General features: G+C 66.9%; 23 protein-coding genes. 7 read left to right on the forward strand and 16 right to left on the reverse strand.

Translation table 11 applies throughout. From position 1 onward, the window contains the following. Window positions 1-6 precede the first annotated feature (6 nt). From C1924_RS05695 to C1924_RS05715, 5 genes are read right to left on the reverse strand one after another with little or no spacing between them, the layout of a single operon-like run. Window positions 7-600, reverse strand: a complete 594-nt coding sequence (locus C1924_RS05695) for a PH domain-containing protein (RefSeq protein ID WP_108764422.1) — start codon at window positions 598-600, stop codon at window positions 7-9. Continuing rightward, the gene (locus C1924_RS05700) at window positions 597-1,886 is read right to left on the reverse strand and encodes an alpha/beta fold hydrolase (protein WP_108764423.1); all 1,290 of its coding nucleotides are present in this window, start codon (window positions 1,884-1,886) and stop codon (window positions 597-599) included. The genes C1924_RS05695 and C1924_RS05700 overlap by 4 nt, the downstream gene beginning before the upstream one ends. 2 nt (window positions 1,887-1,888) lie before the next feature. Continuing rightward, window positions 1,889-2,068: a DUF4177 domain-containing protein gene (locus C1924_RS05705; protein ID WP_108764424.1), complete on the reverse strand. Its 180-nt coding sequence runs from the start codon at window positions 2,066-2,068 to the stop codon at window positions 1,889-1,891. Beyond that, window positions 2,065-2,244: an Arc family DNA binding domain-containing protein gene (locus tag C1924_RS05710; RefSeq protein WP_079221055.1), complete on the reverse strand. Its 180-nt coding sequence runs from the start codon at window positions 2,242-2,244 to the stop codon at window positions 2,065-2,067. Before C1924_RS05710 ends, C1924_RS05705 begins: the two co-directional genes overlap by 4 nt. Window positions 2,245-2,286: 42 nt before the next feature. After that, window positions 2,287-3,168, reverse strand: a complete 882-nt coding sequence (locus C1924_RS05715; protein ID WP_108764425.1) for an SPFH domain-containing protein — start codon at window positions 3,166-3,168, stop codon at window positions 2,287-2,289. Between the two features lie 131 nt (window positions 3,169-3,299). Here C1924_RS05715 and purT point away from each other — a divergent pair, with 131 nt between their 5' ends. Continuing rightward, complete coding sequence (gene purT, locus C1924_RS05720; RefSeq protein ID WP_108764426.1) at window positions 3,300-4,487, forward strand: formate-dependent phosphoribosylglycinamide formyltransferase; 1,188 nt, start codon at window positions 3,300-3,302, stop codon at window positions 4,485-4,487. Window positions 4,488-4,525: 38 nt separating this feature from the next. On the opposite strand, the gene C1924_RS20260 is transcribed toward purT, so the two are convergent. The 3 genes from C1924_RS20260 to C1924_RS05730 all read right to left on the reverse strand — a co-directional run bounded on the left by C1924_RS20260 (window position 4,526) and on the right by C1924_RS05730 (window position 6,896). Beyond that, window positions 4,526-4,726, reverse strand: coding sequence for a hypothetical protein (locus C1924_RS20260; RefSeq protein ID WP_159094757.1), 201 nt, complete (start codon window positions 4,724-4,726; stop codon window positions 4,526-4,528). A 162-nt stretch (window positions 4,727-4,888) separates the two neighbouring features. Further along, window positions 4,889-6,103 carry an endonuclease/exonuclease/phosphatase family protein gene (locus tag C1924_RS05725; protein WP_108766980.1) on the reverse strand — a complete coding sequence of 405 codons (1,215 nt, stop codon included), beginning with the start codon at window positions 6,101-6,103 and terminating at the stop codon, window positions 4,889-4,891. Window positions 6,104-6,140: 37 nt separating this feature from the next. Then, window positions 6,141-6,896 (reverse strand): arginyltransferase, encoded by a 756-nt coding sequence (locus C1924_RS05730; RefSeq protein WP_108764427.1) that lies wholly within the window; start codon window positions 6,894-6,896, stop codon window positions 6,141-6,143. A gap of 154 nt (window positions 6,897-7,050) precedes the next feature. Here C1924_RS05730 and C1924_RS05735 point away from each other — a divergent pair, with 154 nt between their 5' ends. Continuing rightward, window positions 7,051-7,620, forward strand: a complete 570-nt coding sequence (locus C1924_RS05735; protein ID WP_108764428.1) for an EF-hand domain-containing protein — start codon at window positions 7,051-7,053, stop codon at window positions 7,618-7,620. Window positions 7,621-7,679: 59 nt separating this feature from the next. Here C1924_RS05735 and C1924_RS05740 read toward each other — a convergent pair whose 3' ends face one another. The 4 genes from C1924_RS05740 to C1924_RS05755 form a co-directional block, all read right to left on the reverse strand. Then, window positions 7,680-8,906 carry a sigma-70 family RNA polymerase sigma factor gene (locus C1924_RS05740; protein ID WP_108764429.1) on the reverse strand — a complete coding sequence of 409 codons (1,227 nt, stop codon included), beginning with the start codon at window positions 8,904-8,906 and terminating at the stop codon, window positions 7,680-7,682. A 133-nt stretch (window positions 8,907-9,039) separates the two neighbouring features. Further along, window positions 9,040-9,549 (reverse strand): pathogenicity-like protein, encoded by a 510-nt coding sequence (locus C1924_RS05745; protein WP_108764430.1) that lies wholly within the window; start codon window positions 9,547-9,549, stop codon window positions 9,040-9,042. 3 nt (window positions 9,550-9,552) lie between these two features. Beyond that, window positions 9,553-10,461, reverse strand: a complete 909-nt coding sequence (tesB, locus tag C1924_RS05750) for an acyl-CoA thioesterase II (protein ID WP_108764431.1) — start codon at window positions 10,459-10,461, stop codon at window positions 9,553-9,555. 100 nt (window positions 10,462-10,561) lie between these two features. Further along, a complete protein-coding gene (locus tag C1924_RS05755) occupies window positions 10,562-11,338 on the reverse strand; it encodes an enoyl-CoA hydratase/isomerase family protein (protein WP_108764432.1) in 777 nt (258 codons plus the stop codon). A 34-nt stretch (window positions 11,339-11,372) separates the two neighbouring features. On the opposite strand from C1924_RS05755, the gene C1924_RS05760 reads away from it, so the two are divergent. After that, entirely contained in the window at window positions 11,373-11,819 is a 447-nt protein-coding gene (locus C1924_RS05760; protein ID WP_108764433.1) for a copper chaperone PCu(A)C, read from the forward strand. A 96-nt stretch (window positions 11,820-11,915) separates the two neighbouring features. Here C1924_RS05760 and C1924_RS05765 read toward each other — a convergent pair whose 3' ends face one another. The 3 genes from C1924_RS05765 to uvrA form a co-directional block, all read right to left on the reverse strand. After that, window positions 11,916-12,665, reverse strand: a complete 750-nt coding sequence (locus tag C1924_RS05765) for an enolase (RefSeq protein ID WP_108764434.1) — start codon at window positions 12,663-12,665, stop codon at window positions 11,916-11,918. A gap of 85 nt (window positions 12,666-12,750) precedes the next feature. Continuing rightward, the gene (locus C1924_RS05770; protein WP_108764435.1) at window positions 12,751-13,158 is read right to left on the reverse strand and encodes a thioesterase family protein; all 408 of its coding nucleotides are present in this window, start codon (window positions 13,156-13,158) and stop codon (window positions 12,751-12,753) included. Further along, on the reverse strand, window positions 13,158-16,151 hold the full coding sequence (uvrA, locus tag C1924_RS05775) for an excinuclease ABC subunit UvrA (protein ID WP_108764436.1): 2,994 nt from the start codon (window positions 16,149-16,151) through the stop codon (window positions 13,158-13,160). The genes C1924_RS05770 and uvrA overlap by 1 nt, the downstream gene beginning before the upstream one ends. A gap of 300 nt (window positions 16,152-16,451) precedes the next feature. Between uvrA and rplU the strand changes: the two genes are divergently transcribed. The 3 genes from rplU to cgtA all read left to right on the forward strand — a co-directional run bounded on the left by rplU (window position 16,452) and on the right by cgtA (window position 18,311). Beyond that, entirely contained in the window at window positions 16,452-16,760 is a 309-nt protein-coding gene (gene rplU, locus C1924_RS05780; RefSeq protein ID WP_006424709.1) for a 50S ribosomal protein L21, read from the forward strand. 18 nt (window positions 16,761-16,778) lie between these two features. Then, the gene (rpmA, locus tag C1924_RS05785; RefSeq protein WP_004148333.1) at window positions 16,779-17,042 is read left to right on the forward strand and encodes a 50S ribosomal protein L27; all 264 of its coding nucleotides are present in this window, start codon (window positions 16,779-16,781) and stop codon (window positions 17,040-17,042) included. A gap of 216 nt (window positions 17,043-17,258) precedes the next feature. Then, complete coding sequence (cgtA, locus tag C1924_RS05790; protein WP_108764437.1) at window positions 17,259-18,311, forward strand: Obg family GTPase CgtA; 1,053 nt, start codon at window positions 17,259-17,261, stop codon at window positions 18,309-18,311. Between the two features lie 208 nt (window positions 18,312-18,519). Here cgtA and rpsT read toward each other — a convergent pair whose 3' ends face one another. Then, a complete protein-coding gene (gene rpsT, locus C1924_RS05795; protein WP_005408560.1) occupies window positions 18,520-18,789 on the reverse strand; it encodes a 30S ribosomal protein S20 in 270 nt (89 codons plus the stop codon). 117 nt (window positions 18,790-18,906) lie between these two features. Between rpsT and murJ the strand changes: the two genes are divergently transcribed. Then, window positions 18,907-20,511: a murein biosynthesis integral membrane protein MurJ gene (murJ, locus tag C1924_RS05800; protein WP_108766981.1), complete on the forward strand. Its 1,605-nt coding sequence runs from the start codon at window positions 18,907-18,909 to the stop codon at window positions 20,509-20,511. The last annotated feature ends 27 nt before the right edge of the window (window positions 20,512-20,538 follow it).

Genomic DNA, 20,538 nt, shown 5'->3' on the forward strand with positions numbered 1-20,538 from the left:
CGCAGCTTACTGCCGTGGCGCGGCGGCAGCCACCTTGCGCAGCGCCTCCAGCAGGGCCTGCGGCCGATCCAGGCTGAGCAGCAGGGTGCTGCCGCCGCGTACCGGAATGGCCAGCGTGCGCTCGCGGTCGGTCACCAGTGCAAAGCCCTTGCCGCCACCCTGCAGGCGGAAATGCCCGGAATGGAAGCCCGGCATCGAGTAGCCATTGGTCTTCAGGCGCAGGCCATAGCGGCGGTCACGGCCGAGGTCGACCACCTCGGCCTGGTCCAGCTGCATCTGCGCCACCGGCGTGCGGCGGCGGTACAGGGTCGAGCGCACGTCCAGTACATCGCCATCGAGGCTGACCCTGCGGCGGAAGAACGCCGTGCCCAGTCCGGCGCCGATCAGCACCAGCACGGCCAGGCTCCAGCCCGCGCTGCCCCACAAGCGGAAGAACGGTGGGCTGAGGGTGATCTCCATCCACGGTGCCCCTGCCGGCGCGTGCTTCAGCTCGGCCCAGAGGGACAGAGCGAACACAAGCAGCAACGGGCCGATAATCCACAGCACGCGCAGCGGCGAACTCTCGGCAACGTCGAACACGCGCGGATCGCTGCCGCTCATCGCTGCGCCTCCACCCAGCGCGCCACATCGGCAATCAGGGTGGCGTCCACATGACCGGGCTGGTTGTACTCCTTCAGCGAACTGGGGCCGCTGCCGGCCACGCCGATATGGTTGAGGGCAGGGTAGGCCTGCCACTGCACGTCCCTGCGATCGTTCAGTGCCTGCTTCCACAGCTGCCAGTCCGCATCGGGCACCTGGAAGTCGCGACCACCGTGCAGCATCAGCAGGGGCTTGTGCAGCGCCGCTGCGTCGGCACGTGCGTTGACCGCTTCGATGCTCTTCCAGAAGGTCTGCGGCACGCCCAGCGGCAGTTCGCTGGCGGCGACCGGCGCACTGCCGCGCGCAGCGGCGATCTGCGCGTCGAGCGTGTCCAGGAAGACCTGTTCCTGTGCGCTGATGTCACCGTCCAGGCTGAGCAGGTAGCGGTTCTGTTCGGGCAGCAGTTCCAGCAGGGTGCGTGCCGGGGCCGCCCACAGGATCGCGCCGCGAGCCTGTGGCCAGCGGCTGGCGATGCGCGGGGCCAGCATGCCGCCCTGGCTGTGGCCGAGCACGAACACGCGGCGGCCATCGATGTGCGGGCTGGCCGCCAGCGCAGTCAGCGCGGCCACCGCGTCGTCGGTGGTTTCGTCATCGACAGTGAAGGTGCCGCTGCGGAAATCCTGCGGGCGGGCGAAGGTGCGCTTGTCGTAGCGCAGCACGGCGATGCCCTGCGCGGCCAGGCCGCGGGCGAGATCGAGGAACGGGCGGCTGCCACCGATGGTTTCGTCGCGGTCCTGTGGGCCCGAGCCATGCACCAGTGCCACGGCCGGGAACGGACCCTTGCCCTTGGGCAGGGTCAGCGTGCCCGGCAGGGCGCCGCGCGCCTGCGGCACGCTGAAATCCGTCTCGGTGTAGTTCGCGTCGGCCGGCGGCGGCGCGGCCTTGGCCGCTGGGGCGGGGCGCAGCATCAGGCCGGCGACCTTGTCCTGCGCATCCACCGCGACCTGCGCCACCACCGCGCCGCTGGCGAACTGCAGCGGCACTTCCACCAGGTGCACGCCCTGCTGTTCGCTGCTGCGCGCGGTACCGCGCTGCTCCAGCGTTCCCAGCGATTGCCACAGCCCCTGCAGCCGCTCGGCCGGTACGGCCGCAGCCATCTGCGGGGTGAACATCGCTTCGGCCTCGGCAATGCGCCCGGCCTGCAGGTGGTCCAGCAGCTGCGTGGCGACCTGCTGCGGTTCGGCAGCCAGGGCGCCGCCGCTCAGGGCGGCCAGTGCGACGGCAAACAGGGTAGGGCGCAGGCGCATGGTCACAGCTCCTTCTTGAAGATCAGCATGGCCGGGCGCATCGGCGCCGGAATGATGATGTTGACCAGTTCCCAGCCGAGCTGGCCCTGGCGGCTCAGCTCAGCCTGGACCTCCTCCGGCTGGTGCACACCCATCCATGATGGTTTGACTTCGACAGTCAGGTAGCTCCAACGCTTGCTCATTCCTTGTCCTCCGACGATGGCTTGGGTTTCGGCAGGCGTCCTGCCTTGCGCAGGGCGTCGCGCAGCACGTACTCGATCTGCGCGTTGAGGCTGCGCAACTCGTCGTCAGCCCAGCGCTGCGCGGCGGCCAGGACGTCGGCATTGATGCGCAGCGGGTAGGCTTTCTTCTCACTCATGCAAGCTCCTGGCGGGGCGCCGGGGCGCCCCGTTGCGAGGGTTCAGTACAGCGAACCAGCGTTGACGATCGGCTGGGTGCCACGGTCCGAGCACAGCACGGTCAGCAGGTTGCTGACCATGTGCGCCTTGCGTTCCTCATCCAGCTGCACCACGCCGTTCTTCTGCAGTTCGGCCAGCGCCATTTCCACCATGCCCACCGCACCGGCCACGATGCGGGTGCGCGCGGCGATCACCGCGTTGGCCTGCTGGCGCTGCAGCATGGCCTGGGCAATCTCGGCGGCGTAGGCCAGGTGGCTGATGCGCGCGTCGAGCACCTGCACGCCGGCATCGGCCAGGCGCTCGGCCAGTTCGTTCTTCAGGTGCAGGGAAATTTCGTTGGCGTGGCTGCGCAGCGCCAACTGGCCGTCCTCATGCTGGTCGTACGGGTAGCTGGTGGCCATCGCGCGCAGGGCCGATTCGGACTGGATGTGCACGAAGCTTTCGTAGTCGTCCACGTTGTAGACCGCCTCGGAGGCGTCGATCACCTGCCAGACGATCACCGCGGCGATCTCGATCGGGCTGCCGTCCAGCTCGTTCACCTTCAGCTTGCCGCTCTCGAAATTGCGCACCCGCTGGCTGACCCGGCGCTTGCTGTAGAAGGGGTTGTTCCAGCGCAGGCCGTTGTCCTTGACGGTGCCCACGTACTTGCCGAACAGGCTCAGCACCGCCGCCTGGTTGGGCTGCACGGTGTACAGGCCGGCCAGCGCGAAAATGGCCAGCGCTGCGATCACGACCCCGCCGAACAGCATCAGCAGGTTCGGCGAGCCGGCGGTCGCCTTGGCCGCGACGCCGAGCACGAACAGCGCTCCGCCAGCCAGCGCGACCAGCAGGGCGCCAGCAAGCGTGCTCAAGCCGTTGAGGGAGGAAAGCGACTTCTCTTTCATGGGAGTACGTCCTTGAGGGTTCGATAGGAAGATATCAAATTGATATCAGTCGGCAAGTGCCGTTCGTCGGCTGGCGCGGGCAGACCGGCTAGAATGCCCCCCCGCCTTCACATCGCTGCCGGACCCCCGCCATGGCCAAGCTTGGAACCCCGTTGTCCCCCTCCGCCACCCGCGTCCTGCTGTTGGGCTCGGGCGAACTTGGCAAGGAAGTGGCCATCGAACTGCAGCGCCTCGGCGTGGAGGTGATCGCCGCCGACCGCTATGCCGATGCCCCGGCCATGCAGGTCGCGCACCGCGCGCACGTGATCGACATGCTTGACGCCATGGCGTTGCGCGCGCTGATCGCGCAGGAGCAGCCGCACCTGGTGGTGCCGGAAATCGAAGCCATCCACACCGAGACCCTGGTCCAGCTGGAACAGGAGCAGGGCCTGCGGGTGGTGCCGACCGCGCGCGCCGCGCGCCTGACCATGGACCGTGAAGGCATCCGCCGCCTGGCCGCCGAAACCCTGGGCCTGCCGACTTCGCCCTACCGCTTCGTCGACACCGAGGCCGAGTATCGCGCCGCCGTGGCGGCCATCGGCCTGCCGTGCGTGGTCAAGCCGGTGATGTCGTCCTCGGGCAAGGGCCAGAGCACCCTGCGCAGCGAGGCGGACATCGCCCCGGCGTGGGAATACGCGCAGACCGGCGGCCGTGCCGGTGCCGGCCGCTGCATCGTGGAAGGCTTCATCGACTTCGATTACGAGATCACCCTGCTGACCGTGCGCCATGCCGGTGGCACCTCGTTCTGCGCGCCGATCGGCCACCTGCAGAAGGATGGCGATTATCGCGAAAGCTGGCAGCCGCAGCCGATGTCCAGCGCTGCGCTGGCGCGCGCGGAAGAAATCTCGCGTGCGATCACCGATGACCTGGGTGGCTGGGGTCTGTTCGGCGTCGAGTTGTTCGTGAAGGGCGACGAGGTGTGGTTCAGCGAAGTCTCTCCGCGCCCGCACGACACCGGCCTGGTGACCCTGGTGTCGCAGGAACTGAGCGAATTCGCCCTGCATGCACGCGCCATCCTCGGCCTGCCGGTTCCGGTCATCCGCCAGAGCGGCCCGTCGGCCTCGTGCGCGCTGCTGGCGCATGGCGAAGGCGTGCCGTACTTCAACGACGTAGCCGCCGCGCTGCAGGTGCCGGACACCGCGGTGCGCCTGTTCGGCAAGCCGAGCGTGCACGGCCATCGCCGCGTGGGCGTGACCCTGGCGCGCGCGGAAACCATCGAAGACGCGCGTGCGATCGCGCGTGATGCCGCCGACGCCATCGGCGTCGAACTGCGCCCGTAACTTCCCGGTGGGTACCGACCGTTGGTCGGTACTCTTCACTAACTCTCACGCTGTCGCTGCACTTCCTTGTCGGCGGAATCCAGAATGCTCTCCACCAAGGATTCATCAATACTGAAGATATTCAGATCTGCATTGTCGGCATAGCGCTCACCGTGGGGGATTTCATAGCACTTCACGTAAAGGCGCTCTTCACCAGCAATTTTCAATATGGAGCTTGAGCAAGGCGGCAGGGCTGACATCATCTTTTTCGAGAACGATGGCGATCACGGACATCAAAACGTCTCGGGCCAAGGGGGGGGGGCTGGTGCTGCATCCGCGGTAGGTACCGACCGTTGGTCGGTACGTTTTCCATGCAGTCGACTAACAGTCGACTCTACCCAGTCGACTCTACCCAGTCGGCTCTACTTCACGTCTACCCACACCAGGTGGTGGTCGCTGCCGTCGGCGATCTTCGCTTCCGGGCTTTCATTGGCCGGCCAGAAGATGCCACTGCCGATGTACTCGAAACCGGTCGAAGGCAGCACGTAATCCAGGCGCATCGTGCCGGACTTCGGGCCGAAATCGCCGGTGGCGTGGAACGGGGCACCCTTGCGCACGATGCCCTTGGCCGCATAGGCCAGGCTGGTCTGCTCGCCACCGACGCTGCGCGGGGTGGGGTAGCGCAGCACGCGCGGGTTCTCGATCAGGTTGACGATCGCATCGTGGCGGCCGTCGCCGTCCACCGGGTCGTTGTTCAGATCGCCGAAGATCACAAAGCGCGCATCCTGGGCCAGGCCGCCGCAGTGGCCCTGGTCATCACACAGCCACGGCTTGTCACCGGCCGAAAGGTACTCCTGCCACAGGCGCAGTTCGTCGTGGTTGCGTGCGGCGTTGCGCTTTTCCGGGCCGTCGAACACCGGCGGCGTCGGGTGCGAGACCAGCGCGTGCACTACGCCGGCCGGGGTCTTCACCGGCACGTCCCAATGCGACTTCGAGGACAGGCGCAGCTGCGACCACACCTGGTCGTTGTAGAAGCTCTTGCCGGTGCGCGGGTCCACCGGACGGATCGCGCCGGGCATCGTGCTCCACTTCAGCAGCTGGAAGCTGCGCACCTTGGCTTCGTCGATCGGGTAGCGCGACAGCACCAGCATGCCGTACTGGCCCGGGTGCAGGCCGTAGCCCCAGGCATCGTTGCCACGGCTGCGGCCTTCACCGCCGACCGTGCCGTTGCCGTCCAGGTCCAGGCCGCTGGGCACGCCGGTATTGACCGGGGCCAGATAGCGGTAGGCGAAGTGCAGCGGCTTGCCGCCACCGGGCTGGGCCACTTCCAGATAGCGCTTCTGGAACAGGTCGGCCGCGCGGTGGGCGTCGTCGAAATCGAACTCATTCAGCAGCACCAGGTCCGGGCGCACCTGCTGCAGCACCGCGGCGATCTTGCGCGCGTGCTCGCTGTCGCCTTCCAGCTCCTTGATCAGGCCGCCGGCATCATCCGAGTACAGGGAGGTGTTGTAGGTGGCCAGACGCAGCGTCGAGGACGGCTTTTCGGTCATCGCAGGGGACTTGGCGAAGGCAGGGGCGCTGGCGCCGCAGAGCAGGGCCAGGGCGAGGATCAGGGGGTGGCGGCGGAGGATGTTCATGGCCGTATTGTGCACCCGGCCCGGTGTCAGCGGTTTGTCAGCGTCCGTCCAGTTCGCTGTCGAAATCATGCCAGCGGCGGCCGTCGTAGGCCTCCAGCGGGCGGTAGCGACGCTTGTAGTCCATCTTCTGGTGGTCGCGGATCCAGTAGCCCAGGTACACGTGCGGCAGCCCCTCGCGGCGGGCCCACTCGATCTGCTGCAGGATGGCGAAGGTGCCCAGCCCACGCGCGGCATGGTCCGGGTCGAAGAAGGTATAGACCGCCGACAGGCCGTGTTCGGTCACGTCGGTCACCGCTACCCCCAGCAGCTGGCTGGGCTGGCCGTCGTGGCCGGGCAGGCGCATTTCCAGAAAGCGGGTATGCGACCAGCTGCCGATGAGGAACTGCTCGAACTCGTGCATGCCGTGGTCATCCATGCCCCCGTTGGCGTGGCGATGGGTCAGGTAGCGGTGGTAGAGATCGAACAGATCCTGGCGCGGCATGGCCGCGGTGATGCGCACTTCCAGATCGGCATTGCGCGTGGCGCAGCGGCGCTGGCTGCGGTCGGCGGCGAAACGCGCCACCGGGATGCGTACGGCCACGCAGGCATGGCACTGCGCGCAGTGGGGGCGGTAGACCAGATCACCGCTGCGGCGGAAGCCCCAGCTCAGGGCCAGCGGGTACAGCCCGCCCAGGCGACGGTCCTGCGGATCGAGCACCAGATCGCGCGCAACCCGGTCCGACCAGTACCCGCAGGGGTGCTCGCCGGTCTGGAACAGCCTCAGTTCGTCGTCTCTGTCGCCGTGGATCGCCATGGGCACAGCATAGCCCCAGCGCGTCGCAATGGCCGCGACTGTCCGCCGGATGAACGTAACCGGGGCATGCGTCAACCGATGTCGCGGCCGGGCGTTGTTGTCTCCCGAGGGTGAAGTGTTCACCCCGACGCAATCCCATACCAGGAGTGACTCCATGATCCGTACCCCCCTGCTGCTGGCCCTGCTGCTGGGCACCTCCGCCACCGGCATCGCGCTGGCCGCCGATACCCCGGCCACGCCGAACTCCCCGGCGCAGCGTCATGCCAAGCTGGATGCCAATGGCGATGGCGTCATCGACCGCAGCGAAGCCGCTGCCAACCCGCGCCTGGCCGCGAAGTTCGACGAACTGGACAAGAACAAGGACGGCAAGCTGTCGCGTGACGAGCTGCCGCGCTGGAAGCATGGCCGTCGCGGTGGCGCCGGTGCCTGGATGGCCAAGCTGGACGTGAACAAGGACGGCCGCATCAGCCGCGAGGAGGCCAAGGCCGACCCGCGTCTGGCGGCGCGCTTCGACCAGCTGGACGTCAACAAGGACGGCTACCTGGACAAGGCCGACCGCGAGCTGCGCATGAAGCAGCACCGTGATGCGTGGTTCGCCGCAGCCGACACCAACAAGGACGGCCAGCTGAGCAAGGCCGAGTTCGATGCCGCCAAGGGTCCGATGCACGGTGGCCCGCGCCATGGCGGCCCGCGTGATGGCAATGCACCGAAGCCGCCGCGCTGAACCCCGCTGCTGTGAACAACGACAACGCCGGCCTCGTGCCGGCGTTGTCGTTTCATTGATCAGCCCTGCAGTTCCAGCCAGTGCAGGCCCATGATCGCCAGCAGCAGGACAACGCAGCAGCTGATGATCGCCGTTCGGCCGTACATGGATTCAAACACCCAGTTGCGCCCGGTACGTCCGCGCCGTGCATTGTCGCGGGCGATCAACGGCGCCATGATCCGTTGCAGCGGCCCCAGGCACTGGTAGCTGACCACGCCCATGCCCAGCATCAGCGAGGAGGTCACCATCCACGTCGGTGCCTTCAGCATTTCACCGATCAGCACCGCCATGCAGATGCCCATCGCGGTGAGGGTGCTGTAGCGCACGAAGCGCATGATCTGCGCCTGCTCGGTGGGCGTTTCGGCGAAGCGCAGCAGGTACCGCCCGCCAAGGTAGCAGCCGACGAAGCCGCCGATCACCCCGCCGACCACGATGCCTGCGTTGAAGCCGTTGCCGACCAGTGGGCTTTCACCGATGGCCGCCGTCAGTGAGCCCAGCGCGGTGCCGCCAGCGGCACTGACGCCGCCCAGGCCCAGCTTGCTGCCGCCCACGCCCACGCCCACCCCGGTGCCCAGCAGGATCGCCGCGCTGGCCGTACCCGGTGCAGCAATCAGCACCATCGACACGACCGTGGTTGCGAAGGCCGCGCTGGGTGCAGTGCTGCGGGCAAATTCGCCGAAACGCTGCAGCAGGCCATCGCGCACCTGCGCCCGCGCGCGTGACAGCCGTTTGCGCACGGCCGCATCGCTCAGGCCCAGCAGATCGGCCACCTGCTGCGAACGCTGGCCCTCGCGGTAGTAGAGCAGCAGCACTTCGCGGCTGTCGCTGGGCAGGGCGGAGATGATGTCCTCGGCGGCCAGTTCTTCTTCCAGCCGTTGCAGGCGGTCGGCAGCGCCCGGCGCCGGGTCGGCCGCCATGCTGAGAGCCACGTCGGCGGCATCGCCGCTCAGGGGGCGGCCGCGCTGTGTGCGCAGCCAGTCGCGCGCCAGGTTGCGGGTGATCTGCCGCAGCCAGGGCAGGAAGCTGGTGGAGCTGCGCAGCTGGTGCAGCTGCTGCCAGCCTTTGACGAAGGCTTCCTGGGCGATGTCTTCGCTGGCCTGGCGGTCGCGGGTGATGGCCAGCGCGATGGCGGTGATCGTGTTCTGGCAGGCCAGCACGATGCGCCCATAGGCATGCTGGCAGCCATTGCTGGCGGCCGTCAGCTCGCGTTCCAGCGTTTCGTCGATGGTTGCAGCGAAGGTCGTCATGGCGGCAGCTCCTGCTGGGATTGTGTCCCAAGACGGAGCCGCGCGGCAGATGTGACCAATACGGTAGTGCCGGCCGCTGGCCGGCAGCTTCGTCGGCCGTGCGTTGCCAGCCAGCGGCCGGCACTCCCCGTTGTTATGTCGACGGCTGGATGCGCACGCGGACTTCTTCTTCTTCCGGTGCGGCCTGCGGGGCCGGTTGTGCCTGCTGCGGCTGGGCCTGCGGGGCCGGGGCCGGTGCTGCAGGTGCCGGGGGGCCGCGGTGGCGCAGGCCGATCACCAGGGCCACGCCGGCAATGACCACCAGCAGGGCAATGCGGATGCGCCAGGCCCAGCTGCGGCCGCTGCCAGCGGTTTCGGCGGTATCGCGGAAGGCGAATTCGGCCGTGGGGTGGTCGCGGCGGGTAGTGTCGAGCAGGCGTGCGTCGCGCAGGATCTCGCGCGCACGTGGCTGGTCGTCGGCGCGCACGATCCAGACCGCCGGGTAGCCCTGGCTGTTGCCCAGGTCGGTGTAGCTGAACTGGCCACGGCGGCGGGTCTTGTACGAGCGCCCGTTGGTCACCTTCACTTCGATGCCGTGGCCGCGCAGCAGCTCGGCCACGCCTTCGACGGTTTCCACGCGCTGGCTGCTGAAAATCTGGCGCATCGCTTACTCCTTGGCCGGCACGGCGGCCGCGGCAGCCTGGTCCGGTACCACGCGGATCAGGCCCTCCTGGGCGGTGCTGGCCACCAGCACACCATCACGGGTGAAGAACTGGCCACGGGCCAGGCCGCGCGAATCCTGCGCACTGGGGCTGTCCAGCGAATACAGCAGCCAATCGTCGGCGCGGAACGGGCGGTGGAACCAGATCGCGTGGTCCAGCGAGGCCATCTGCACGTGCGGGTGGTAGTAGCTGATGCCGTGCGGGAACGTGGCGGTGCCCAGCAGATGGAAATCGGAGGCATAGGCCAGCAGGGCCTGGTGCAGTTCCGGCGCATCGCCCACCGGTTCGCTCAGGCGCAGCCACACCTGGTGGTAGGGCGGGCGCTTGGGCGGGTTGAGCTCATCGCGCGGGTACACATGGCGGAACTCGAACGGACCGCCGCGCGAGAGCCAGCGCTGCACTTTGATCGGCAGCCGCGCCAGCACTTCGGCCGGCAGCGGGCGGTTCGGCTCGATGTCTTCCGGCTGCGGCACTTCGGGCATCTTGTGCTGGTGCTGGGCGCCGGTCTCGGCCTGCTGGAACGAGGCCGCACAGAAGAAGATCACCTTGCCGTGCTGGATCGCCGTGACCCGGCGAACGGAAAAGCTGCCGCCATCACGGGTCCGGTCCACGTCATAGACGATGGGGTGGTCGATGTTGCCTGCGCGCAGGAAATAAGCGTGCAGCGAATGCACGTGGCGGCCGTTGTCGACCGTGGCCTGCGCGGCCGCCAGTGCCTGGCCCAGCACCTGGCCACCGAACACGTACTTGGTGCCGATGTCGCGGCTCTGTCCGCGGAACAGGTTGTCCTCCAGCCGCTCCAGGGTGAGCAGGTCGATCAGCTCGGAGACGACGGGTTCGGGCGTGTCGTTCAAGGGGGCGGCCACAGCAGTGAAGAAGGCTCGATTATACCGGTCAGGGGTCGGATCCCTTTCGCTTTGCGAAAGGGCTCTGACCCCGGGCGAGGCGCAGCGGCTACTTGCCCAGCCTCGCCACCAGCGCCTGCAGGGCATTCTGCGCATCCGGCGCGAACCAGGCCTCGACGAACCGATCCAGCTGGATCAGGTCCGGGTGCAGGGCCTCGTGCAGATCGGCGCGGGCGATGGCGCGGGTCAGCAGCATCGGCTGGCGCGGCTGCTTGAGCAGGTGCTGCAGCCAGGCAATGGCGCGTGCCACCACCAGGTCGCCCTCGGCCAGTTCATCCACCAGGCCGATCTGCAGCGCCTGCTCGGCCGGCACCAGCGCGCCCGTGCTGAGCAGGATGCCGGCGCGGTGCACGCCCACCGCGCGGCGCAGCAGGCGCTGGATGCCTTCCGGCGCCACCAGCCCCACCTGCACCTCGTTCAGGCCGATCGCATACGGGCGCGCCGGATCGGCACTGCGCGCCATCACCCGGTAATCGCAGCACAGTGCCAGCACGCAGCCGCCGGCCGGCGCATGGCCGGTCAGCGCAGCCACCACCGGGATGCGGCTCTCGGCCACGGTGCGCACGGCGCCGAAGAAGGCGTTCCAGCTGTCCAGCAACTTGTGCTTGTCATCGCCGTGCGACAGCAGATGCGGCACATCCATGCCGCCAGTGAAGACCCGCTCGCTGCCCGACAGCACGATACCGTGCACGTCTTCTGCCATCGCCAGCTCAATGGCGTGGATCAGCTGGCGGCACAGTTCGGTGTCCAGTGCATTGACCGGTGGCCGCGCCAGGCGCAGCTCGCGGATGGGGCCATGGTTGATCACCTCGATGAGCGTCGTCATGCTGCGGTCTCGTTGCGGACAGGAATCTGAGGCGATGATAACCAAACCATTCGTTGGCGTATTGTTGCTGCTGTGTGCGGGCGCAGCATCGGCGGCGACCGCCGCGCCGGCCTGCGTCACCGTGCAGCAGGGCTGGGCGCGCCTGCCGCCAAACCCGGCCATGCCGATGACCGCTGGCTACGGGGTTATCCATAACGGCTGCGCGAAAGCGGTGGCCATCAGCGGCGCCCGCAGTGCCAGCTTCGGTGACGTGTCGCTGCACGAAACCACGATTGTCGATGGTGTCAGCCGGATGCGTGAGGTTGAGCGTCTGCCGTTGGCGCCGGGCGCACGCGCCGAACTCAGGCCGGGTGGCCTGCACCTGATGCTGATGGAGGGGAAGGGCGCCCTGAAGGAGGGGCAGGCGGTGCCGCTGCGGTTGCAGCTGGAGGGCGGTGGCGAAGTGAGTGCAACGTTGACGGTACGCAAGGCCGCCCCGTAACGCTTAGCCGGCGATGGCCGCCGCAGCATCCGGTAGTGCCGGCCGCTGGCCGGCAGCGTAGTAATTGCCGGCCAGCGGCCGCACTACCACGGTGGTCTACGACCAGTCGTAGGTGAACAGCACGGTGCGGCTCACTGGTTCGTAGAACATCACAATCGCATCAGCACCGGCGGCGCACCAGTTGTAGGCGGCTACGCTGGCGACATGGAAGAACGGCTGGTCATCGCGGGTGATGCGGATGCCATCATCGGGCAGGTGGTCGCTGCTGTTACGGAAGTGCAGATTGCCGCGCTGGGTGGTACCGGCGAGGTCTTCAATCACGAAGGCAGGCGGAATGCGTGTGTACCCGGTCCAGTTGCCGAACCAGATCGGGCCGCCCATCTGGTTCAGCCATGCCTGTTCTTCCGGTTCGCCATCGCCGTAGCGCGAGAAACTCGCCAGACCGCCGTGCTGCTGAAAGTACGCCTTGGCTTGGTCATGGCTGTCACGCATCTCGGCCACGTGCGCACGTGCGTCGTCATCATCCACCGCATCGCCCAGGAAGTACGCTTCGTTGCCGAGGAAGCGCATCTGGTTGTCGGCGGTCAGCGCGAAGGCGATCCAGTTGCTGGCGGTGAACGCGTTGTGGTGTTCCGTGGTGTCGTCACCGATGCAGCCTTCATACGGCTCGATCGGGCACAGCAGGGTCGCCACCTGGCCGGCCAGTTCAGGCCGCAACACGCCCAGGTCGATCTTCAGCAGTGGCAGCAGGTGCTGGCCAAGCCAGGCCTGGTCGGCAGGAAAGACATCGGCGGGGAAGGGGACCATGCCGGGCAGCAGGTCGCGCAGTTCGGTGTGGTGGATCATCTCAGTCCTTTGAATTGCAACGGTAGCGCCGGGCCATGCCCGGCGTGCGAAACGCCGACCAAGGTCGGCATCTACCAAGGGCGGATCAGGTGGACGCGCTGCGGATCGCGTCCGGCAGCGGTGCGCTCTTGCCGGTCTGCGTATCCATCCAGACCACCACCACGTTGCCATCCGAATACAGCTTGGTATCGTCCTGCTGGTCCACGATGCGGTGGCCGATGGTCACGCTGCTGTTGCCCAGCCGCTCGACGAACAGTTCGACCAGGATGTCGTTGGGCCACACGATCGGCAGGCGGTAGTTGACGTTGGTTGCGGCCACCACCGGTGCGATTCGGTCGGTCATCGACACGCCGTCCACGCCCAGCATCCAGCGCACGCGCGCTTCTTCCAGGTAGGAAATGTACTTGGCGTTGTTGACGTGGCCCATGCTGTCCATGTCACGCCAGCGCACGCTGATCGGGATGCGGGCCAGGATCTTGTGTTCGCTGCTCATCAGGCGTCCTTCTTCTTCGTCGTGCTCTTGCTGGCCTTGCCGGTGCTCTTGGCGGCCACGGCCTTCTTCGCCACCTTGGCCGGCTTCTCGGGCTTCACCTTGCGCGGCGGGCGGGCGTCGGGCTTGTTGGCCACGGCGGCCGGCTGCTCCGGGCGCGCGCTGGTCGAGGGCAGCATGCGGGCCAGGAACTGGCCGGTGTACGACTGCGGGCAGGCCGCCACGTCTTCCGGCGTGCCGGTCACCAGGATGGTGCCACCGCGGTGGCCGCCTTCCGGGCCGAGGTCGACGATCCAGTCGGCGGTCTTGATGACGTCCAGGTTGTGCTCGATCACCACCACCGTGTTGCCTTCGTCGCGCAGCTTGTGCAGCACGCCCAGCAGCGCTTCGATGTCGTGGAAGTGCAGGCCGGTGGTCGGCTCGTCGAGGATGTACAGGGTGCGGCCGGTATCGCGGCGCGACAGTTCCTTGGACAGCTTCACGCGCTGCGCTTCACCGCCGGACAGCGTGGTCGCGCTCTGGCCCAGCTTGATGTAGCTCAGGCCCACGTCCACCAGGGTTTCCAGCTTGCGGGCGATGGACGGTACCGGCTCGAACAGCTTCAGCGCATCCTCGACGGTCATTTCCAGCACGTCGTTGATGTTGTAGCCCTTGTACAGGATCTCCAGCGTCTCGCGGTTGTAGCGCTTGCCGTGGCAGACATCGCAGGGCACGTACACGTCCGGCAGGAAGTGCATCTCGACCTTGATCAGGCCATCGCCCTGGCAGGCTTCGCAACGGCCACCGCGGACGTTGAAGCTGAAACGGCCCGGCGAATAGCCGCGCGCACGCGCTTCGGGCACCTGGGCGAACAGTTCGCGCAGCGGCGTGAACAGGCCGGTGTAGGTGGCCGGGTTCGAGCGCGGGGTGCGGCCGATCGGCGACTGGTCGATATCCACCACCTTGTCGAACAGGTCCAGGCCGTCGATCTCCTTGTACGGGGCGATCGGGTGCGAGGAGCCGTTGATCTCGTTGGCGGCCAGCGAATACAGGGTGTCGTTGATCAGGGTCGACTTGCCCGAGCCGGACACGCCGGTCACGCAGGTCAGCAGGCCCGACGGAATCGACAGGTCCACGCCCTTCAGGTTGTTGCCGCTGGCACCACGCAGGTGCAGCGTCATCTTCGGGTTCGGCTTGTGCCGGCGCGCCGGGATCTCGATGCTGCGCTTGCCCGACAGGTACTGGCCGGTGAGCGAGCGCGGTGCATCCAGGATGTCCTGCAGGGTGCCCTGGCCGACGATCTCGCCGCCATGCACGCCCGCGCCCGGGCCGATGTCCAGCACGTAATCGGCCAGGCGGATCGCATCCTCGTCATGCTCGACCACGATGACCGTGTTGCCGAGGTCGCGCAGGCGGGTGAGGGTGCCCAGCAGGCGTTCGTTGTCGCGCTGGTGCAGGCCGATGGACGGCTCATCGAGCACATACATCACGCCGACCAGGCCGGCACCGATCTGGCTGGCCAGGCGGATGCGCTGCGCCTCGCCACCGGACAAGGTGTCAGCCTTGCGTTCCAGGGTCAGGTAATCCAGGCCCACGTCGACCAGGAAGCCCAGGCGTTCGCCGATCTCCTTGACGATCTTCGAGGCGATCTCGCCGCGCCAGCCCGGCAGGCTCAGTTCGCTGAAGAACTTCAGCGCCTCGTCGATCGGCAGCACCACCAGGTCGGGCAACGGGCGGTCGGCCACAAACACGTTGCGCGCGGCCCGGTTCAGGCGCGCACCCTTGCATTCGGGGCAGGCGTGTTCGCTGATGTACTTGCCCAGCTCTTCCTGCACCGCCGCCGATTCGGTTTCCTTGTAGCGCCGTTCCAGGTTCGGAATGATGCCCTCGAAGCGGTGCTTGCGCTGGGTGCGGCCACCGGCTTCGGTGAAGTAGGTGAAGGTGATCGCATCCTCGCCGCTGCCATACAGCACGGCCTGCTGCACGGTGGCCGGCAGCGAATTCCACGACGCATCGACGTCGAACTTGTAGTGCTTGGCCAGCGAGGCGATCAGCTGGAAGTAGTACGCGTTGCGGCGGTCCCAGCCGCGCACCGCGCCGGCGGCCAGGGACAGTTCCGGGTGCACCACCACGCGCGCCGGGTCGAAGAACTCGGCCATGCCCAGGCCATCGCAGCCCGGGCAGGCGCCCATCGGCGCGTTGAAGGAGAACAGGCGGGGTTCCAGCTCGGGCAGCGAGTAATCGCAGACCGGGCAGGAATACTTGGAGGAGAACAGGGTCGGCGCGGTGTCGGCGTTGTCCAGGCTCTGCACCGAGGCCATGCCATCACCCAGCTTCAGCGCGGTCTCGAAGCTCTCGGCCAGGCGTTGCTTGATGTCCTCGCGCGGGCGGAAACGGTCGATCACCGCTTCGATGGTGTGCTTCTGGCGAAGGGCCAGCGGCGGCACGGAGTCGATCTCATACAGCTCGCCATCCACGCGCACACGCACGAAGCCCTGCGCGCGCAGCTGGTCGAACACCTGCGCATGTTCACCCTTGCGGTCGCGGATGACCGGGGCCAGCAGCATGTAACGCTGTTCCGGGTCCAGGGTCAGCACCTGGTCGACCATCTGGCTGACCGTCTGCGCTTCCAGCGGATAGCCGTGGTCGGGGCAGCGCGGGGTGCCCACGCGTGCATACAGCAGGCGCAGGTAGTCGTAGATCTCGGTGATCGTGCCGACGGTCGAACGCGGGTTGTGCGAGGTCGACTTCTGCTCGATCGAGATGGCCGGCGACAGCCCCTCGATGTGGTCCAGGTCCGGCTTTTCCATCACGCTCAGGAACTGCCGTGCATAGGCCGACAGCGACTCGACGTAGCGGCGCTGGCCTTCTGCATAGATGGTGTCGAACGCCAGCGAGGACTTGCCCGAGCCGGACAGGCCGGTGATCACGATCAGCTTGTCGCGGGGCAGGTCGAGGTCGATGTTCTTGAGGTTGTGCGTCCGCGCGCCGCGGATGCGGATGAAATCCATCGCCATGGGGGATCCGGTTATGGGGGGCGTTGGCTGGGTGCCGGGCCAGCAGGGGGACGGCAATCGGTCAGCCTACCGAGCTGACCAGATGGGGGCAATGGGCGACAATGCCAGCCCGGTGTCTCACCCTGTGAGACCACGCTTTATGAAGGGGTCAGATCCCTTTTCACGCCGTGAAAAGGGATCTGACCCCGTTCCCCGGGGGTTGACTTGACCGGCGGCCATTGATCTGCGTACAATCCCGCTTCTGTTCGCCCTCGATGGCGACAGTCCATAGGCCACAATAACTACAAAGGAAGTCTGGTCATGTACGCAGTACTGGTCACCGGCGGTAAGCAATACCGCGTGGCGCAGGGCGAAAAGCTCCGCGTCGAAAAGCTCGAAGTCGAAGTCGGCAGCGAGATCAAGTTTGACAACATCCTGATGCTGGGCGACAGCGACGGCGTGAAGCTGGGCGATGCGCTGAAGGGCGCCGCCGTCACCGCCAAGGTCCTGTCCCAGGGTCGTGCTGACAAGGTCCGGATCATCAAGTTCCGTCGCCGCAAGCACCACATGAAGCGTCAGGGTCACCGTCAGTACTACACCGAAATCGAGATCACCGGCATCGCCGGCTAAGCATCAGGAGAAGCAGTCATGGCACATAAAAAGGGCGTAGGCTCCTCGCGCAACGGTCGCGACTCCAACCCGAAGTACCTGGGCGTCAAGATCTTCGGCGGCCAGGCCATCGAGGCGGGCAACATCATCGTGCGTCAGCGCGGCACCCAGTTCCACCCGGGTTCGGGCGTCGGCCTCGGCCGCGACCACACCCTGTTCGCCCTCGTGGACGGCAAGGTGGAGTTCTCGGTGAAGGGCGCCAAGAAGCGTCGCACCGTCAGCGTCGTGTCGGTCGAAGCCTGATAAGGCTTGGCTGGCTGCCATGCCCCGGCATGGCCTCGCTGGTCGAATCGCACGCTGCATGAAGAGCCCCGCTTCGGCGGGGCTTTTCGTTGGAATCAGTGGTACAACGGGCACGGCCCGATCGCGGGGCGCGGCCCCGGCAGCCGGGGCGCACCCGGCACGACATTCAAGCAAGGTGGCGGCACGCAGGCCGCGCCCATCGCAGGCATCGAAACAATGAAACTGGTAGACGAAGCAGAAATCGAAGTGTTCGCCGGCAACGGCGGCAACGGCTGCATTGGCTTCCGTCGCGAGAAGTTCATTCCGCTCGGCGGCCCGGACGGCGGCGACGGCGGTGCGGGCGGCAGCGTGTACATCCGCGCCGACGAAAACCTGAACACCCTGGTCGACTTCCGCCATGACCGCATCTTCAAGGCGCAGCGCGGCGAGAACGGCATGGGCCGTCAGGCCTATGGCAAGGGCGGCGAAGACCTGACCATCACCGTGCCGGTCGGCACCGTGATCATCAATGTGGCCACCGACGAAATCATCGGTGACCTGACCCAGCACGGCGATCGCCTGCTGGTGGCGCAGGGCGGCCGCGGTGGCCTCGGCAACATGCACTTCAAGAGCTCGACCAACCGCTCGCCGCGCCAGGCGCTGCCGGGCGAGCCGGGTGAAGAGCGCACGCTGAAGCTGGAACTGAAGCTGCTGGCCGACGTCGGCCTGCTGGGCTTCCCGAATGCTGGCAAGAGCACCCTGATCCGCGCCGTCTCGGCGGCGACGCCGAAGGTGGCCGACTACCCGTTCACCACGCTGTACCCGAACCTGGGTGTGGTGAAGGTGGAGAACTACCGTAGCTTCGTCATCGCCGACATTCCGGGCCTGATCGAGGGCGCGGCCGACGGCGCTGGCCTGGGCGCGCAGTTCCTGCGCCACCTGCAGCGCACCCGCCTGCTGCTGCACCTGGTGGATATTTCCCCCATGGAGGGCGGCGTGGAAGGCATTTCCCCGGTCGAGCAGGTGCGTGCCATCGAGCGCGAACTGGAAAAGCACGACCCGGAGTTGCTGCAGAAGCCGCGCTGGCTGGTGCTGAACAAGGCCGACCTGATGTTCGAGGACGAAGCCAAGGCGGCCGCCGAACAGATCGTGGCCGAGCTGGGCTGGAAGGAGCCGTGGTTCCTGGTCTCGGCGCTGGGCCGCGAAGGCACCTTCCCGATCATGAGCCGGATCATGGCCTTCTTCGATCGCCAGAAGGAAGACGAGCTGGAGGCTGCCCGCAACGCGTAAGGCGCTGTTGGGGCTGCATGCGGAAAACCCGGCTTCGGCCGGGTTTTTGTTTTCTCCCGGACGTGTGGACAGGGGTCAGATCCCTTTTCCGCAGGAAAAGGGATCTGACCCCATGCGCCGTTCCCAAATCGCAGGCAACAAAAAACCCGGCCGGGGCCGGGCTTTTGTCTGCTGCCCAACCCCGTAGGGGCGGGGCGGCAATGCCGGATCAGGCAGCCTTGAGGGCCTTGATGCGGTCGTTCAGGCGGCTCTTATGACGAGCAGCCTTGTTCTTGTGGATCAGGCCACGCGCGCTGAAGCGATCCAGGATCGGCTGGGCAACGGCGAAGGCGGCTTCGGCGCCGGCGGCATCGTTGGCGTCCAGCGCCTTGATCACTTTCTTGACAGCGGTGCGCAGCATCGAGCGCTGAGCCACGTTGCGCGCGTTGCGCACGACGGTCTGCTTGGCGCGCTTCTTGGCGGACTTGATATTGGCCACGGTGGTGGTTTCCTGAAAAAATCGGTGTTATGGGAACAGCAAGCTAGCTAGTATGATGGCCCGAGAAATGCACGTCAAGTCGATTGTCAAGAGGGACGCTGAGTGAGTTCACCGAAGATGTTGCGGGGCCTGCTGTCGTTCAGCAGCATGACCATGGTCTCGCGGGTTCTCGGACTGGTCCGGGATCAGGTGATCACTACCACGTTCGGCACCAATGCGGTCACCGATGCGTTCTGGGTTGCCTTCAGGATACCCAATTTCCTGCGCCGGTTGTTTGCGGAGGGGTCGTTCTCCACCGCCTTCGTGCCGGTGTTCACTGAGGTGAAGGAGACCCGCAGCCACGCCGAACTGCGCGAACTGATGTCGCGGGTGGCGGGCACGCTGGGCGGGGCGCTGCTGGTGGTGACCGCGCTGGCGCTGATCTTCGCGCCGCAGCTGGCGGTCGCGTTCTCAAGTGGTGCTGATACCGACCCGGTCAAGCAGACCCTGCTGGTCGACCTGTTCCGCTTGACCTTCCCGTTCCTGCTGTTCGTCTCGCTCACCGCCCTGGCCGGCGGCGCGCTCAACAGCTTCCAGAAATTCGCGATGCCGGCGCTGACCCCGGTCATCCTCAACCTGTGCATGATTGCCGGTGCGCTATGGCTGGCGCCGCGGCTGGGTGGCACCCCGGAAAAGCAGATCCTGGCACTGGGCTGGGCGGTACTGGCCGCCGGCGCGCTGCAGCTGCTGTTCCAGCTGCCTTCGCTGAAGGGCATCAATCTGCTGACCCTGCCGCGCTGGGGCTGGACCCACCCGGGCGTGCGCAAGGTGCTGACCCTGATGGTGCCGACCCTGTTCGGCTCGTCGGTGGCGCAGATCAACCTGCTGCTGGACACCCTGATCGCCGCCAAGATGACCGACGGCTCGCAGTCCTGGCTGTCCCTGGCCGACCGTTTCCTGGAGCTGCCGCTGGGTGTGTTCGGCGTGGCCCTGGGCACGGTGATCCTGCCGGCGCTGGCCCGCCACCACGTCAGCACCGACCGCGAAGGCTTCTCGCGCTCGCTGGACTGGGGCCTGCGGATGACCCTGCTGATCTCGGTGCCGGCCATGCTGGGCCTGGTGCTGCTGGCCGAGCCGCTGATCGCCACGCTGTTCCAGTACCGCCAGTTCACCGCCTTCGACACCCGCATGACCGCGCTGTCGGTGTACGGCCTGAGCTTCGGCCTGCCGGCGTTTGCCCTGCTGAAGGTCGTGCTGCCGGCCTTCTACGCCCGTCAGGACACCAAGACCCCGGTGCGTGCCGGCGTGGCCGCGCTGGTGGCCAACATGGTCTTCAATTTCGCCCTGCTGGCCGTGCTGTACCAGGTGATGGTGCCCGAGGAACTGAAGGCGCAGGGCGTGATGGAGGCCATCGGCAAGCAGCCGGGCCTGCACCTGGCGCTGGGCATTGCCAGTGCGCTGTCCAGTTACCTGAACCTGGGCCTGCTCTGGTACTGGCTGGGCAAGACCGATGTCTACCAGCGCCTGCCCGGCTGGGGCAGCTACCTCGTGCGCCTGCTGGTGGCCTGCGTGGCCATGGTCGGCGTGCTGCTGGCCCTGCTGCACTGGGTGCCGGACTTCACCGGCATGGACAAATGGCACCGCATCGGCGGCCTGATCCTGCTGGTGGGCGGCGGCGGCCTGACCTATCTGCTGGCCATGCTGGCGATGGGCTTCCGCCCCCGCGACCTGCGCGGGCATTGATCGGGGCCCACGGCGGCTATACTTCAG

Source organism: Stenotrophomonas sp. ESTM1D_MKCIP4_1 (assembly GCF_003086895.1).
Lineage (GTDB): Bacteria > Pseudomonadota > Gammaproteobacteria > Xanthomonadales > Xanthomonadaceae > Stenotrophomonas.

Bases quoted from the DNA above. Each gene is read 5' to 3' on its own strand.
- purT (WP_108764426.1), top strand. From the start codon at position 3,300: ATGGCCAAGCTTGGAACCCCGTTGTCCCCCTCCGCCACCCGCGTCCTG.
- rplU (WP_006424709.1), top strand. From the start codon at position 16,452: ATGTACGCAGTACTGGTCACCGGCGGTAAGCAATACCGCGTGGCGCAG.
- C1924_RS05740 (WP_108764429.1), bottom strand. From the start codon at position 8,906: ATGACGACCTTCGCTGCAACCATCGACGAAACGCTGGAACGCGAGCTG.
- C1924_RS05725 (WP_108766980.1), bottom strand. From the start codon at position 6,103: ATGAACATCCTCCGCCGCCACCCCCTGATCCTCGCCCTGGCCCTGCTC.
- C1924_RS05710 (WP_079221055.1), bottom strand. From the start codon at position 2,244: ATGAGTGAGAAGAAAGCCTACCCGCTGCGCATCAATGCCGACGTCCTG.
- murJ (WP_108766981.1), top strand. From the start codon at position 18,907: ATGTTGCGGGGCCTGCTGTCGTTCAGCAGCATGACCATGGTCTCGCGG.
- C1924_RS05760 (WP_108764433.1), top strand. From the start codon at position 11,373: ATGATAACCAAACCATTCGTTGGCGTATTGTTGCTGCTGTGTGCGGGC.
- C1924_RS05705 (WP_108764424.1), bottom strand. From the start codon at position 2,068: ATGAGCAAGCGTTGGAGCTACCTGACTGTCGAAGTCAAACCATCATGG.
- C1924_RS05770 (WP_108764435.1), bottom strand. From the start codon at position 13,158: ATGAGCAGCGAACACAAGATCCTGGCCCGCATCCCGATCAGCGTGCGC.
- C1924_RS20260 (WP_159094757.1), bottom strand. From the start codon at position 4,726: ATGTCAGCCCTGCCGCCTTGCTCAAGCTCCATATTGAAAATTGCTGGT.
- uvrA (WP_108764436.1), bottom strand. From the start codon at position 16,151: ATGGCGATGGATTTCATCCGCATCCGCGGCGCGCGGACGCACAACCTC.
- C1924_RS05745 (WP_108764430.1), bottom strand. From the start codon at position 9,549: ATGCGCCAGATTTTCAGCAGCCAGCGCGTGGAAACCGTCGAAGGCGTG.
- C1924_RS05755 (WP_108764432.1), bottom strand. From the start codon at position 11,338: ATGACGACGCTCATCGAGGTGATCAACCATGGCCCCATCCGCGAGCTG.
- C1924_RS05765 (WP_108764434.1), bottom strand. From the start codon at position 12,665: ATGATCCACCACACCGAACTGCGCGACCTGCTGCCCGGCATGGTCCCC.
- C1924_RS05700 (WP_108764423.1), bottom strand. From the start codon at position 1,886: ATGCGCCTGCGCCCTACCCTGTTTGCCGTCGCACTGGCCGCCCTGAGC.
- C1924_RS05715 (WP_108764425.1), bottom strand. From the start codon at position 3,168: ATGAAAGAGAAGTCGCTTTCCTCCCTCAACGGCTTGAGCACGCTTGCT.
- rpmA (WP_004148333.1), top strand. From the start codon at position 16,779: ATGGCACATAAAAAGGGCGTAGGCTCCTCGCGCAACGGTCGCGACTCC.
- C1924_RS05735 (WP_108764428.1), top strand. From the start codon at position 7,051: ATGATCCGTACCCCCCTGCTGCTGGCCCTGCTGCTGGGCACCTCCGCC.
- C1924_RS05695 (WP_108764422.1), bottom strand. From the start codon at position 600: ATGAGCGGCAGCGATCCGCGCGTGTTCGACGTTGCCGAGAGTTCGCCG.
- cgtA (WP_108764437.1), top strand. From the start codon at position 17,259: ATGAAACTGGTAGACGAAGCAGAAATCGAAGTGTTCGCCGGCAACGGC.
- C1924_RS05730 (WP_108764427.1), bottom strand. From the start codon at position 6,896: ATGGCGATCCACGGCGACAGAGACGACGAACTGAGGCTGTTCCAGACC.